9 protein-coding genes are annotated in these 12,575 nt (G+C 71.0%); 2 read left to right on the forward strand and 7 right to left on the reverse strand.

Features of this window, described 5'->3' with window-relative positions; all coding sequences use genetic code 11:
* Positions 1–18 precede the first annotated feature (18 nt).
* The gene (locus M6I34_RS06960) at positions 19–756 is read left to right on the forward strand and encodes a 16S rRNA (uracil(1498)-N(3))-methyltransferase (RefSeq protein ID WP_272484969.1); all 738 of its coding nucleotides are present in this window, start codon (positions 19–21) and stop codon (positions 754–756) included.
* Here M6I34_RS06960 and M6I34_RS06965 read toward each other — a convergent pair.
* The 7 genes from M6I34_RS06965 to M6I34_RS06995 form a co-directional block, all read right to left on the reverse strand.
* Positions 753–1,166: a barstar family protein gene (locus tag M6I34_RS06965; RefSeq protein WP_272484970.1), complete on the reverse strand. Its 414-nt coding sequence runs from the start codon at positions 1,164–1,166 to the stop codon at positions 753–755. The two genes, M6I34_RS06960 and M6I34_RS06965, sit on opposite strands and share 4 nt — an antisense overlap.
* 4 nt (positions 1,167–1,170) lie before the next feature.
* The gene (locus M6I34_RS06970) at positions 1,171–1,533 is read right to left on the reverse strand and encodes a guanyl-specific ribonuclease (protein ID WP_272484971.1); all 363 of its coding nucleotides are present in this window, start codon (positions 1,531–1,533) and stop codon (positions 1,171–1,173) included.
* Between the two features lie 72 nt (positions 1,534–1,605).
* On the reverse strand, positions 1,606–3,816 hold the full coding sequence (locus M6I34_RS06975) for a DUF1631 family protein (RefSeq protein WP_272484972.1): 2,211 nt from the start codon (positions 3,814–3,816) through the stop codon (positions 1,606–1,608).
* Positions 3,817–3,947: 131 nt separating this feature from the next.
* A complete protein-coding gene (locus M6I34_RS06980; RefSeq protein WP_272484973.1) occupies positions 3,948–6,224 on the reverse strand; it encodes an NADP-dependent malic enzyme in 2,277 nt (758 codons plus the stop codon).
* Between the two features lie 87 nt (positions 6,225–6,311).
* Complete coding sequence (locus M6I34_RS06985; protein ID WP_272484974.1) at positions 6,312–7,448, reverse strand: putative sulfate/molybdate transporter; 1,137 nt, start codon at positions 7,446–7,448, stop codon at positions 6,312–6,314.
* 7 nt (positions 7,449–7,455) lie between these two features.
* On the reverse strand, positions 7,456–10,524 hold the full coding sequence (locus M6I34_RS06990; protein ID WP_272484975.1) for an FAD-binding and (Fe-S)-binding domain-containing protein: 3,069 nt from the start codon (positions 10,522–10,524) through the stop codon (positions 7,456–7,458).
* The gene (locus M6I34_RS06995) at positions 10,521–11,210 is read right to left on the reverse strand and encodes a GntR family transcriptional regulator (RefSeq protein WP_272484976.1); all 690 of its coding nucleotides are present in this window, start codon (positions 11,208–11,210) and stop codon (positions 10,521–10,523) included. The genes M6I34_RS06990 and M6I34_RS06995 overlap by 4 nt, the downstream gene beginning before the upstream one ends.
* 115 nt (positions 11,211–11,325) lie before the next feature.
* Between M6I34_RS06995 and M6I34_RS07000 the strand changes: the two genes are divergently transcribed.
* A complete protein-coding gene (locus M6I34_RS07000; protein WP_272484977.1) occupies positions 11,326–12,552 on the forward strand; it encodes a pyridoxal-phosphate-dependent aminotransferase family protein in 1,227 nt (408 codons plus the stop codon).
* The last annotated feature ends 23 nt before the right edge of the window (positions 12,553–12,575 follow it).

The following is a 12,575-nucleotide window of genomic DNA, read 5'->3' on the forward strand; positions in this document are numbered from 1 at the left end:
GGTCCGCTCGACAAGCGCATGCCCAGGGTGCTGTTCGACGCCGAGCGCTCGCCGGGGGCGGCGCCCGGCAGCCGCGTCGAGCTCGACGAGCGTCGCTCGCATCACCTGGTGCGCGTGCTCAGGCTGCGCGCCGGCGAGGTCGTCGAGGCCTACGACGGGCTCGGCAACCGCTTCCGGGCGGAGATCGCCGTCGCCGACCCGAAGCACAGCGTGCTGCTGCTCGGCGAGCGGGTCTCGCGCGACGACGAGAGCCCGCTCGCGATCACGCTGGCCCAGTGCCTGTCCACTGCCGAGCGCATGGACTGGACGATCGAGAAGGCGGTCGAGCTGGGCGTGCGCGCGATCGTCCCGCTCGACTCGGAGCGCTCGCAGGTCAGGCTGGATGCCGCGCGCGCCGCGCGCAAGCACGAGCACTGGCAGCGCATCGTCGAATCGGCCTGCACCCAGTCCGGCCGCGCGTGGCTGCCGGCCCTCGGCCCTCTGCGCCCACTGCGCGAGTTCGTCTCGTTGCCCTCGCCGGCCCGGCGCCTGGTGCTCGCGCCCGGCGCGCCGATCCGCCTGTCCGCGGCCGGGGTGCGACCCGGCGCCGAACTGATCCTGCTCGCCGGGCCCGAGTCCGGCTTCGGCGAAGCCGAACTCTCCGGCGCGATCAGCGCGGGCTTCGAGCCGGTCTGCCTCGGGCCGAGGATCCTTCGCACCGAGACCGCCGGGCTGGCCGCGATCGCGGCGCTGCAGGCGCTGGCCGGCGATTTCTAGGACCCGGGCTTGTCCACCGAGTAGAAGACCCTGAACGCGGTGTCCCGGTCGTAGAAGAAGTCCGCGGCGTCCCGGAACACGTCGAGCAGTGCGTCGCGCTGCTCGCGGCTGAACTGCGCGGTGTCCGGCAGGTTCTCGAGGATCACCAGGAAGCCCGGCTGGTCGGCGCCGTCTAGCGGCTTCAGGTCGGTGATGCAGTCGTAGAGCGCGTCGAGGTTCCTGCCGAAGTAATCGGGCAGCAGGAAGGCGCCGGCGATCGCCTCCATCACCTCGTCGCGGTCGCGGGCGCGCGCCAGGTCGACCGCCAGCAGCCGCTGGTCCGCCCGCTCGGCCGCGCGCTTCAGCGAGTCTCCGTCGTAGGCGCCAAGGGGCAGCACGGCATGAGGGGGGATGTTGCTGAGCGCACCCATCTTCTCACTCCCTTATCCGCCTGAAGCTGCGGTAGTGGTCGTCGGTGTACCAGAAGTCGGCGGGCGGGTCGCCGCCGACGACGATCCGCCGCGCGCCGCGGTTCTTCGCGCCCGGCGTGGGCACCGTGTACTCCCGGTAGTGCCCCCTGGGCCTGGCGGGCAGGAGCCCTTCGCGATTGAAGAAGGTGGTCCCGTCCTTCGAGTAGGGAAACGGGCCGCCCTTGCGGATCAGCGAGTAGGTCGCCCGCGCCTCGGGCGGCAGGGCCGACAGCGAGACCTCGTCGCCGCCGCCGCTGCGCGCGCAGGATGCCCCCGACGCGAACAGGACGAGCAGGCAGGCGAGTGTCAGCAGGCGGCGCAGAATCATTGGCGCATGGTAAACGGCTTCCCTGCCTCAGGGAACGACCTTCGCCAGGCCGCCGGGGAAAGGTCCTGCCGTTCAGGCTCGCGCGGTCATCTCGCCTGCAGCGATCGCGCCGATCGCGCGCTCGACCGAGGTCTGCGCGTCGGCCAGACGGGCGCGGCCGGTCTCGAACCAGCGCGCGAGTTCGGCGCGCTCGATCGGGCGGGCCACTTCGGGGAAACGGGTCAGGATGAACAGCCTGCGGGTGGGGCTGACCCAGGAAACCCTGAGCAGCCGGCGACTGCCGTCGGACTCGAGCAGCTCGAGCGAGTCGCCTCGCCGAAGGTCGCCGAGCCAGCGAGCGACCGCGGGCGTGACCGGATCCTGCGGCGACGCCGTCCTGGGGGACGCCGCCGGTCGCGACCGCCCCGCGGAAGCGGCGGCGCGCCGCGACGATCCGTGGCCAGGCTCGGACTTGGCGCGCTGGATCACCTCGGTGTGCCGGCCCAGCAGTTCGTTGAAGAATCGCTCCTTCTCGGCATTGTCGACGGCCGCGCGGTTCAGGCCGCTCTTGACCTGGCCGATCAGCTTGGGCAGCAGGCTGGCCAGCTTCGGGATTTCCTCGGATGCCTTCGGCGCGACGCTCCATACGAGGCCCTCGACGCAGGCCAGCGCATCGTTCCACGCAAGATCGCCATCCTCGACGCGGGCGGTGGCCAGTACCTTGGGCCACCACCGCTCGAGGAACTCGACCAGGAAGACCGGCGTGTCGTCGGCGAGCCTTGCCGAGATCTCGGCCCTCGCGCTTTCCTGGCTCACCGCGATCGCCTCGAGGCGCTCGGCCTGCCTGGCGAGCGCGGAATCGCGCTCCGCGCGCCGCTGCCCTTCGATCGAAAGCAGCAGCTCGAGCCGCATCGCGGCGTCCTCGAAGACCGACAGCTCGCTCTCGAAGCTCGCGATGAGCCAGTCGACGATCTCGGCCACGCCGGCGACCAGAGCCGAGTCGGGCCCGACGTCGGCGTCGGGATCGCTGGCCGCGCGGCAGACGTCGTCGAGCAGCCGCCGCATCGGATGCCGCCGGGTCGCGAAGAAACTGCGGTCGATCAGCGCGGCCTTGACCGCGACCACCTGCAGGCGCAGCAGTTGCTGCTTGACCGCGTCCGGCAGCCGCCGGTCCGCGTAGATGTGGTCGAAGACCAGCGAGACGATCTCGACGGTGAGCTGGTCGAGCGACGAGCCCTTCGAGCGACTCTGCTCGAGCAACTCGGAGACCAGCTTCGGACCGCCGGCGCCACCGCCGCCGGCGCCCGACTGGATCCTGTTCAGCGACTGCAGCAGCTCGGGTTCGACCGCCGGAGGCTCGTTGCCGGCGGCGAAGATCGCCGGGTCGGCGAGCAGCCGGGCGGCCGCCTGCCGGGCGGGCGACGAACCCTCGGCCAGCCGCGCCATCAGCGCGGCGAAGGGATCGGCTGGCAGCGGGTCCGCTCCGAGGTCCGGGCCCGCGCTCGCGCCCAGGCCGGGCACCGCGGCGGCCACCGCGCCGGCATCGAAGCCCTGCAACGCCGCGTCCAGCGGCTCCGGCCTCGCGTGGGCGCCCGGCGACGAGGCGGAGGTGACCAGGCGAGGACGGATTCGCGGCAGGACGTGGTTGCTGCGCAGACGCTCGTTGAGCGTGGCGTAGAGGTCGCCGAGATTGGAGGAAACATGCGGCTCGAGCGCGTCGAGGAGGGCGTCGCGCACCCCCGCGTCGGCGTCGAGCTGGGCCAGCGTCCGGCGCAGTGCCTCGAAGACGGCCTCGGGCGCGGCGGGATGCCGGGCCTCCTCGAACCAGTCGCCGGCGGCCAGCACCCCCAGCCGCGCCCTCACGCCGAGAACCTCGTCGGGGTCGAGCTTGCTGCGCGCGCGCTGGACGATCCGATCGATCGCGATCTTCTCCTCGATCACGCTGTCGTCGACCAGCGCCAGACCGGTCGGGCTCGAGGCAGCGGCCTCGCCCTGGCCGTGCACCCGGCTCACGAAGATGTCGGCGAAGAGCTCCCGGAAACTGCGCTCGATGTCCTCGTGATGGCGTCGCACCAGCGTGACCGCGTCGAGCAGGGCCTGCTGCGTCTCGCGGTCGCGGTTCCTCAGGGCCAGCGAGGTGAGTTCGTCGCCGACCCGCTTCAGGGCATCGGAGATCGCGGTCGACAGCCGCGTCACGACCAGGCCCTGGCAGTCCTGCAGGAGCTCGGAACGCCGCGCCGGCTCGATGGGAGCGTCGTGCTGCTCGTCAGTGTCGCGCGCGGTTTCGACAGGGGCCACGGACATCGCCTGGTTCGGTTCGGGAAGTTTCGCCTGCACCGAAGCCTAGGGAGCGCCGTGCAAGGGGTCAATCGGCCTCCTGACGAGCGGGCCCCGCGCGGTGCCCGCCGCCGACGAACGGCGGGCGCCCCCCGGGATCAGGCCTCGCCGATCGATTCCACCACCGTCCAGGCGGTCATGTTGACGATCCTGCGCACCGTCGCCGACGCGGTGAGGATGTGGACCGGCCGCGCCGCGCCGAGCAGCACCGGACCGATCGCCACGTTGTTGCCGGCCGCCGTCTTCAGCAGGTTGTAGGCGATGTTCGCCGCGTCGATGCCGGGCAGGACCAGCAGGTTCGCCTCCCCGGTCAGCGCGGAGCGCGGCATGATTCGCCGGCGCAGGTCGGCGTCGAGCGCGGCGTCGCCGTGCATCTCGCCGTCGATCTCGAGCCCCGGCGCGCGCTCGCGGATCAGCGCCAGCGCCTCGCGCATCTTGGACGCGCTCGGCTGGTTCGAGGTGCCGAAGTTGGAGTGCGACAGCAGCGCGACCTTCGGCCGTATGCCGAAGCGGCGCAGCTCCTCTGCGGCCATCAGCGTGATCTCGGCGAGCTGCTCGGCGTCGGGGTCTGCGTTGACGTGGGTGTCGACCAGCGTGACCTGCCTGTTCGGCAGCATCAGCGTGTTCATCGCCGCGTACACGGTGCTGCCCGGACGGCGCCCGATCACCTGGTCGACGTAGTGCAGGTGCAGCGAATAATGGCCGAAGGTCCCGCAGATCATGCCGTCGGCCTCGCCCATGTGGATCATCATCGCGCCGATCAGCGTGAGCCTGCGCCGCATCTCGATCTGCGCGTACTCCTCGGTGACGCCCTTGCGCTCGGTCAGGCGGTGGTACTCGCGCCAGTAGGTGCCGTAGCGTTCGTCCCACTCCGGATTGACGATCTCGAAGTCGACGCCGGGCCTGATCCGAAGGCCGAAGCGCTCGAGCCTGCGCTCGATGACCGCCGGCCGCCCGACGAGCACCGGTCGCGCCAGCTTCTCGTCGACCACGACCTGCACCGCGCGAAGCACGCGCTCGTCCTCGCCCTCCGCGTAGACGATCCGCTTGTCGGGCGCGCGTCGCGCCGTCGCGAAGATCGGCTTCATGAAGGTGCCCGAGTGGTAGACGAACTGCTCGAGCTGGGATCGGTAGGCGTCGAAGTCGGCGATCGGCCGGGTGGCCACGCCGCAGTCCATCGCCGCCTTCGCGACCGCCGGCGCGATCTTCGCGATCAGCCGCGGATCGAAGGGCTTGGGAATCAGGTACTCGGGGCCGAAGCTCGCGCCGATCGCGCCGTAGGCCGCCGTGACGATCTCGCTCGACTCCGCGCGCGCCAGTTCTGCCAGCGCGTGCACCGCCGCGACCTCCATCTCGCGGGTGATCGTGCTCGCGCCGACGTCGAGCGCGCCGCGGAAGATGAACGGGAAGCACAGGACGTTGTTGACCTGGTTCGCATAGTCGGTGCGGCCGGTCGCGATGATCGCGTCGTCGCGCACCTTCCTGACCTCGTCGGGCATGATCTCCGGCGTGGGATTGGCCAGCGCGAAGACCAGCGGCCGTTCGGCCATGCGCGCGACCATGTCGGGCTTCAGCACCCCGCCGGCCGACAGGCCGAGAAAGACGTCCGCGCCGTCGATGATCTCGCCCAGCGTGCGCAGTTCGGTGCGCTGGGCGAAGCGCGCCTTGTCCGGATCCATCAGCTCGGTGCGCCCCTCGTGGACCACGCCGGCGATGTCCGCCACCCAGATGTTCTCGCGCGGCAGGCCGAGGTCGACCAGCAGCTCCAGGCAGGCGAGCGCCGCGGCGCCGGCGCCGCTGCAGACCAGCTTGACCTGGTCGATCGGCTTGCCGACGACCTGAAGGCCGTTGGTCAGCGCGGCGCCGACCACGATCGCAGTGCCGTGCTGGTCGTCGTGGAAGACCGGGATCTTCATCCGCTCGCGCAGCTTGCGCTCGACGACGAAGCAGTCCGGCGCCTTGATGTCCTCGAGGTTGATCGCGCCGAAGGTCGGCTCGAGCGCCGCGATCACGTCGACCAGCTTCTCGGGATCGGTCTCGGCGATCTCGATGTCGAACACGTCGATGCCGGCGAACTTCTTGAACAGCACCGCCTTGCCTTCCATGACCGGCTTCGACGCGAGCGGGCCGATGTTGCCGAGGCCCAGCACCGCGGTGCCGTTGCTGACCACCGCGACCAGGTTGCCGCGCGCCGTGTAGCGGTAGGCGTTGGCCGGATCGGCGACGATCTCCTCGCAGGCCGCGGCCACGCCCGGCGAGTAGGCGAGCGCCAGGTCGCGCTGGTTGACCAGCTGCTTGGTCGCGGTGACCGACAGTTTGCCGGGACGGCCCTGCTCGTGGTACTCGAGCGCCGCCTTGCGAAGGTTCGGGTCCATGGATGATCGCTTTCGATGACTGCGTTGTGCGGGAATGGGCGAGACTCTACGGCCCCGTGCCGGTGCAAGGATACTCGCGCGCCGGCCTCACAGCCTGAGCCACCCCGCGCGCACCGCGTGATGCGCGCAGATGCCGAAGAGGACCGCCGCGCCGGCGTGCCACACGGCAAAACCGGCGGTGGCCAGCACGACGAAACGGTCGGACTTCTCGGCTTCCGGGTCCCGGCTGCCCAGCGCCAGCTCGACGCCGGCCAGGAACAGGATCACGCCGAGCGCCGCCGGCGGCACCAGCCGGAACAGCAGGCCGATCGCGTCGCCGAAGAACAGGGCGAGAGCCAGCAGCAGCGCGCCGAGCATGATCGACGCGCCGCCGGTGCGGGCGCCGAAGCGCACGTGCCCGGCCATGCCCCCGGCGCCGTGGCACATCGGGATGCCGCCCGCGGCACTCGAGGCGAGATTCATCAGGCCGGTCGACATGGCCACCCGGCGCTCGCTGACCGGCCGGTCCGGGAACAGGCGGTTGTTCTCGGCGGTGACCGCGACCAGCGCGTTCCCGAAGGTGAGCGGCAACTGCGGGAGCGCCAGCAGCAGCGCGCCGACCCACAGGTCGCCGGCCGACAGCCCGGGCCAGGCGAAGCTCGGCAGGTGCAGCGAGGCCTTCTGCGCCCCCAGCGCCGGCAGCAGCGACGGATCGCGCGCGATCGCGATCGCCGCCCCGGCGACCAGCAGCGCCAGCATCGCCGGCCAGCGCCGCGACAGCATGAACAGCGTGCCCGCGAGCAGCAGGCCGGCGAGCAGCCACTGGTCGGTCATCATCCGGACGCCCTCGATCATGAAGGCGAAACCCAGCCCCATGACGACCCCGAGCAGGGCGGCGCGCGGAATCAGGCGCGCCACGCGCTCGGCCAGGCCGGTGACGGCCAGGGCCAGCCAGATCGCGCCGGTGACGAGCCCCGCGGCGACGACCGCCTGCGGGCCGATCCCGCCGACGACCGCGGCCTGGGTCAGCGCGGCCGCGCCGATCGCCTTCATCGGCTGGACCGGAAAGGGCGTGCGGAACACCGCCCCCACGACCACCAGCGCCACGCCGAAGGGGAGCAGGATCGCCGCCGCGTCCATCTTCAGCAGCCCCACGTAGGCGACGACGAAGGGGATCAGCGTGCCGAGGTCCCCGAACGCGCCGCCGAGCTCGGCGGCGTCGAATCGGTTGCGCGGCGCGGGCACGACGGACCTAGCGCCGGCCGGCGTCGAGCGCCCGCTCGAGCAGCCGCGCCACGTGGACCGCTTCGCGGCTCGCGCCGTCGGCGATCTGGTGGCGGCAGCTCGTGCCGTCGGCGACGACGACCGTGTCGGCGCCCGCCTCGCGCACCGCCGGCAGCAGCGACAGCTCGCCCATCCTCATCGACACCTCGAAGTGCTCGGCCTCGTATCCGAAGGCGCCGGCCATGCCGCAGCAGCTCGACTCGATCGTCTTCACCTCGAGCCCCGGCACCAGCTTCAGCACCGTCTCGATCGGTCGCACCGCGTCGAAGGCCTTCTGGTGGCAATGGCCGTGAAGCAGGGCGGTGCGCTCGGGCAACTGCCCCAGCGGCAGCTTCAGGCGGCCGGCCTGGTGCTCGCGGGCCAGGAACTCCTCGAACAGCAGTGCCTGGCCGGCGAGCCGGGTCGCCGCCTCGCCCAGCCCCATGACCAGGAACTCGTCGCGCATCGTGAGCAGGCACGACGGCTCCAGCCCCACGACCGGGACGCCGCGCTCGACGAAGGGCGCCAGCGCGGCCAGCGTGCGGCGTGCCTCGGCGCGGGCCTCGTCCACCAGGCCCGCCGACAGGAAGGTGCGGCCGCAGCAGAGCGGGCGCGAGGGATCGGCGTCGGCGGCGGCGCGCGCAACGTGGACACGGTAACCGGCGGCCTGCAGCACCCTGCGCGCAGCGCGCAGGTTGTCGGGCTCGAACCAGTTGTCGAAGGTGTCGGCCCAGAGCACGACCTCGCCCGCCGCGGCGCCGCCCGCCCCTGCGTCGGGCGGCAAGGTATCGAGCCCCGGATCGGCGGTGAACGGGTCGCCGCGCCAGCGCGGCAGGCTGCGCTTCGCGGAGAAGCCGAGCAGTTTCTCGGAAACACGCGCCGCGCCGGGCAGCGCGTCGCGCAGGTTCAACAGCCCGCGAAGCCGCGAGGCCCAGGCCGCGTAGCGCGGCATGTAGGCGATCAGCTTGTCCTTCAGGCGAAGGCCGTGCTTCCTCGCGTAGTGGTGCTGGAACTCGATCTTCATCCGGGCCATGTCGACACCGGTCGGGCAATCACGCTTGCAGCCCTTGCAGCCCACGCACAGGTCCATGGCCTCGCGCATGGCCGGCGACGTCAGCCCCTCGTGGCCCAACTGGCCGGACAGCGCCAGCCGCAGCGTGTTCGCGCGGCCGCGGGTCAGGTGCTTCTCGTCCTTCGTGACCCGCCAGCTCGGGCACATCGTGCCCGCGTCGAACTTGCGGCAGTGGCCGTTGTTGTTGCACATCTCGGCGGCCTTGGCGAAGCCGCGCGCCGGATCGCCGCCGGTGCCGGGCGCGCTGACCTGCTCGGTGACCGGGTCGGCGGTCACGTCCCAGGCCGACCAGTCGAGGGCGGTCGACAGCGGCAGCGCGGTGTGCCCCGGCGGATAGCGGAACAGCCGCGAGTCGTCCATCTTCGTGCCGCGCACGATCTTGCCCGGGTTCATCAGGCCGAGCGGATCGAACAGGTCCTTGACCTCCTCGAAGGCCTTCGTGAGGCGCTCGCCGAACTGCCAGCCGACCCACTCGGTGCGCACCAGGCCGTCGCCGTGCTCGCCGGAGAAGGCGCCCTTGTAGTGGCGCACCAGCTCGGCCGCTTCCTCGGCGATCTCGCGCATCTTCGCGGCGCCGTCCTGCCGCATGTCGAGGATCGGCCGCACGTGCAGCGTGCCGACCGACGCGTGCGCGTACCAGGTGCCGCGGGTGCCGTGCCTGGCGAAGACCTCGGTGAGGCGGTCGGTGTACTCGGCCAGGTGCTCGAGCGGCACCGCGCAGTCCTCGATGAACGAGACCGGCTTGCCGTCGCCCTTCAGCGACATCATGATGTTCAGGCCGGCCTTTCGGACGTCCCAGAGCGCCTTCTGGGCCTTCTCGTCTGGCATCTCGACGACGCTGCCGGGCAACCCGAGGTCGCCCATCAGCTCGACCAGTTGCGCGAGCTGGCGCAGCAGCGCGTCACGGTCGTCGCCCGAGAACTCGACCAGCAGGATCGCCTCGGGCGGCTTGCCGTCGCGCTCGATCAGCGCGCGCTCGATCGTCGGCCGGAACACCGGGTTCGCACGCGACAGCTCGATCATCGTGCGGTCGACCAGCTCGACCGCGCTGGGCCCTAGCTTGACGATGTGCTGGGCGCTGTCCATCGCGGCCCAGAAGGTCGGGTAGTTGACGACGCCGAGCACGCGCGCCCTGGGCAGCGGCGAGAGCCGCAGCTTCAGCCGCCGGAAGTAGCCGAGCGTGCCCTCGGAGCCGACCAGCAGGTGGGCGAGATTGACCGAGCCGTCGGCGGTGTACGGGCGCTCGGACTGGGGGTGGAAGACGTCGAGGTTGTAGCCGCCGACGCGGCGCATCACCTTCGGCCACACGCGGGCGATCTCGTCACGCTCGCGGGCCCCGATCCCGAACAGCCGTGACACCAGCTCGCCGCCGCGGCCGGTCGCCATCGGCTTCGCCGCGTCCACGCCGAACGGGCCGAACCACTCGGCAACGCCATCCGACAGGATCGCCTCGATGCCGATCACGTTGTGGACCATGTTGCCGTAGGCGATCGAGCGCGAGCCGCAGGAGTTGTTGCCCGCCATGCCGCCGATCGTCGCCTGGGCCGAGGTCGACACGTCGACCGGGAACCACAGGCCGTGAGGCTTCAGGAAGGCGTTGAGGTGGTCGAGCACGATGCCGGGCTGGACCTCGACGGTGCGCGCCTGCGCGTCGAAGGCGATCACCTTGTTCAGGTGGCGGCTGTTGTCGATGACCAGCGCCTCGCCGACGGTCTGGCCGCACTGGCTGGTGCCGCCGCCGCGCGGCAGGATCGGGACCCTCATCTCGCGGGCCAGGTCGATCGCGGCGACGACGTCGGCCTCGTCGGCGGGCACCACCACCCCGACCGGGTCGATCTGGTAGATCGACGCGTCGGTCGAGTAGCGGCCGCGCGAGGCAGCGTCGAAGAGGACGTCGCCGCGCAGCACGCGGCGAAGGCGCTGCGCGAGCCGGCTGCGATCGAGCGAGGGCGTCCGCAGCATGCGGACAGGGGTCGGTGCGTTCATGTCGTATGGGAAGGATTGGCCGGCCACTGCTCGAGCACCGCGTCGCGCTTGTTGCGCAGGTGCGTCTCGAGGATGGCCCGGAGCGCGGCGCCGTTGCCGTCCTCGAGCGCCTGCAGCATCTGCTGGTGCTCGCGGACCGCGTGGTCCCACTTGTCCTGGTTGAAGTTGGAGCGGAAGCGCAGGTTCTGGATGCGCGTGTTCACGCTGTCGTAGGTCTCCGCCAGCATGTCGTTGCGCGCGCAGCGGCTGATCGCGACGTGGATCCGGCGATTGAAATCGTAGTAGGCCGGCAGGTCGCGCCTCGCGTGGGCGGCGAGCATCTCGAAGTGCAGCGCGCGGATCTCGGCCAGCTCGGCCTCGGTGCGACGCTCGGCGGCCAGCTGGCCCGCCAGTCCCTCGAGCGCTCCCATCAGCTCGAAGAGCTGCTCGACGTCCGCGCGCGACAGCGCGACGACGCTCGCGCCGCGGTTCGGGTTCAGCTCGATCAGCCGCTCGGCGGCGAGCACCTTGAAGGCCTCGCGCAAGGGCGTGCGCGACACCCTGAGCCGCTCGCAGAGCACGCGCTCGTTGAGCCTGGCGCCCGGCGCGAGTCCGCCTTCGGTGATCATCGTCCGGAGCCGGTCCGCGACTTCCTCGTGAAGGGGACGCCTGCCGATCTCCAGCGATTGAGCACCCAGGTTTTGCATACAGAATCCGGAACGAGGTGTCGTTGCCGGTCAAAAAGGGGTTGATGGCCTCAACTTTTGCATACAAAATGCGACATCGCAAGAAAAACCCGTCATCCGCACAGCGAGGCTTCCGATGAAACTGTCCAATGGCCTGGCCCTCAACAGCCACCCGTCCGGCCGGCATTTCCTGCAGATCCCGGGGCCGAGCACCGTGCCCGACCGGATCCTGCGCGCGATGGACTATCCGACCATCGACCACCGCGGGCCCGAGTTCCAGCAGCTCGGCAAGTCGGTGCTCGCCGGCATCCGCAAGATCTTCAAGACCGAGTCGCACGTCGTCATCTACCCGGCATCGGGAACCGGCGCCTGGGAAGCTGCGCTGGTCAACACGCTGTCGCCGGGCGACACGGTGCTGATGTGCGAGACCGGCCAGTTCGCGTCGCTCTGGAAGCGGCTCGCCGAACGGCTCGGCCTGGTCGTGGAGTTCATTCCCGGCGACTGGCGCCACGGCGCCGACCCGGCCGCGATCGAGGCGAAGCTCGCCGCCGACACGCAGCATCGCTACAAGGCGGTCTGCGTCGTCCACAACGAGACCTCCACCGGCGTGACCAGCCGGATCGCCGAGGTGCGCAAGGCGATCGACCGCAGCGGCCACCCGGCGCTCTTCATGGTCGACACGATCTCCGGCCTGGCCTCGGCCGACTACCGGCACGACGAGTGGAAGGTCGACGTGACCGTGTCGGGATCGCAGAAGGGCCTGATGCTTCCCCCGGGCCTGTCGTTCAACGCGATCAGCGCGAAGGCGCTCGAGGCCACGAAGACCGCGAAGCTGCCGCGCGCGTACTGGGAGTGGAACGAGATGATCGCGTCCAACGCGAACGGCTTCTTCCCGTCGACGCCGGCCACGAACCTGCTGTACGGGCTGCACGAGGCGATCTCGATGCTGCTCGAGGAAGGACTGGACAACGTGTTCGCGCGGCACCAGCGCCACGGCGAGGCGACCCGCGCCGCGGTGCGCGCCTGGGGGCTGGAGGTGCTGTGCCTCGAGCCTTCGGAGTACAGCCCGGTCCTGACCGCGATCCTGATGCCCGAGGGCCACAACGCCGACGCCTTCCGCAAGATCGTGCTGGAGAACTTCAACATGTCGCTGGGCCAGGGCCTGGGCAAGGTCGCCGGCAAGGTGTTCCGGATCGGCCACCTCGGCGACTTCAACGACCTGACGCTGATGGGCACGCTCGCCGGCGTCGAGATGGGCCTGGGCCTGGCCGGCGTGCCGCACCGCAAGGGCGGCGTGCAGGCGGCGATGGAGTACCTGGCTGCCACCGCGCCGTCGGCGAAGTCCGGGGCGAAGGCCGCCTGACCCGCACCCCGAACCGTTTCGTT

The sequence above is a fragment of the Zeimonas sediminis genome (assembly GCF_023721795.1).
In the GTDB taxonomy this organism is placed as follows: domain Bacteria; phylum Pseudomonadota; class Gammaproteobacteria; order Burkholderiales; family Burkholderiaceae_E; genus Zeimonas; species Zeimonas sediminis.

What these genes read in the sequence shown, in the direction of transcription:
- M6I34_RS06960 (WP_272484969.1), top strand. Translation starts at nt 19, where the DNA reads ATGCCCAGGGTGCTGTTCGACGCCGAGCGCTCGCCGGGGGCGGCGCCC.
- M6I34_RS06970 (WP_272484971.1), bottom strand. Translation starts at nt 1,533, where the DNA reads ATGATTCTGCGCCGCCTGCTGACACTCGCCTGCCTGCTCGTCCTGTTC.
- M6I34_RS06980 (WP_272484973.1), bottom strand. Translation starts at nt 6,224, where the DNA reads ATGGACCCGAACCTTCGCAAGGCGGCGCTCGAGTACCACGAGCAGGGC.
- M6I34_RS06965 (WP_272484970.1), bottom strand. Translation starts at nt 1,166, where the DNA reads ATGGGTGCGCTCAGCAACATCCCCCCTCATGCCGTGCTGCCCCTTGGC.
- M6I34_RS06995 (WP_272484976.1), bottom strand. Translation starts at nt 11,210, where the DNA reads ATGCAAAACCTGGGTGCTCAATCGCTGGAGATCGGCAGGCGTCCCCTT.
- M6I34_RS06990 (WP_272484975.1), bottom strand. Translation starts at nt 10,524, where the DNA reads ATGAACGCACCGACCCCTGTCCGCATGCTGCGGACGCCCTCGCTCGAT.
- M6I34_RS06975 (WP_272484972.1), bottom strand. Translation starts at nt 3,816, where the DNA reads ATGTCCGTGGCCCCTGTCGAAACCGCGCGCGACACTGACGAGCAGCAC.
- M6I34_RS07000 (WP_272484977.1), top strand. Translation starts at nt 11,326, where the DNA reads ATGAAACTGTCCAATGGCCTGGCCCTCAACAGCCACCCGTCCGGCCGG.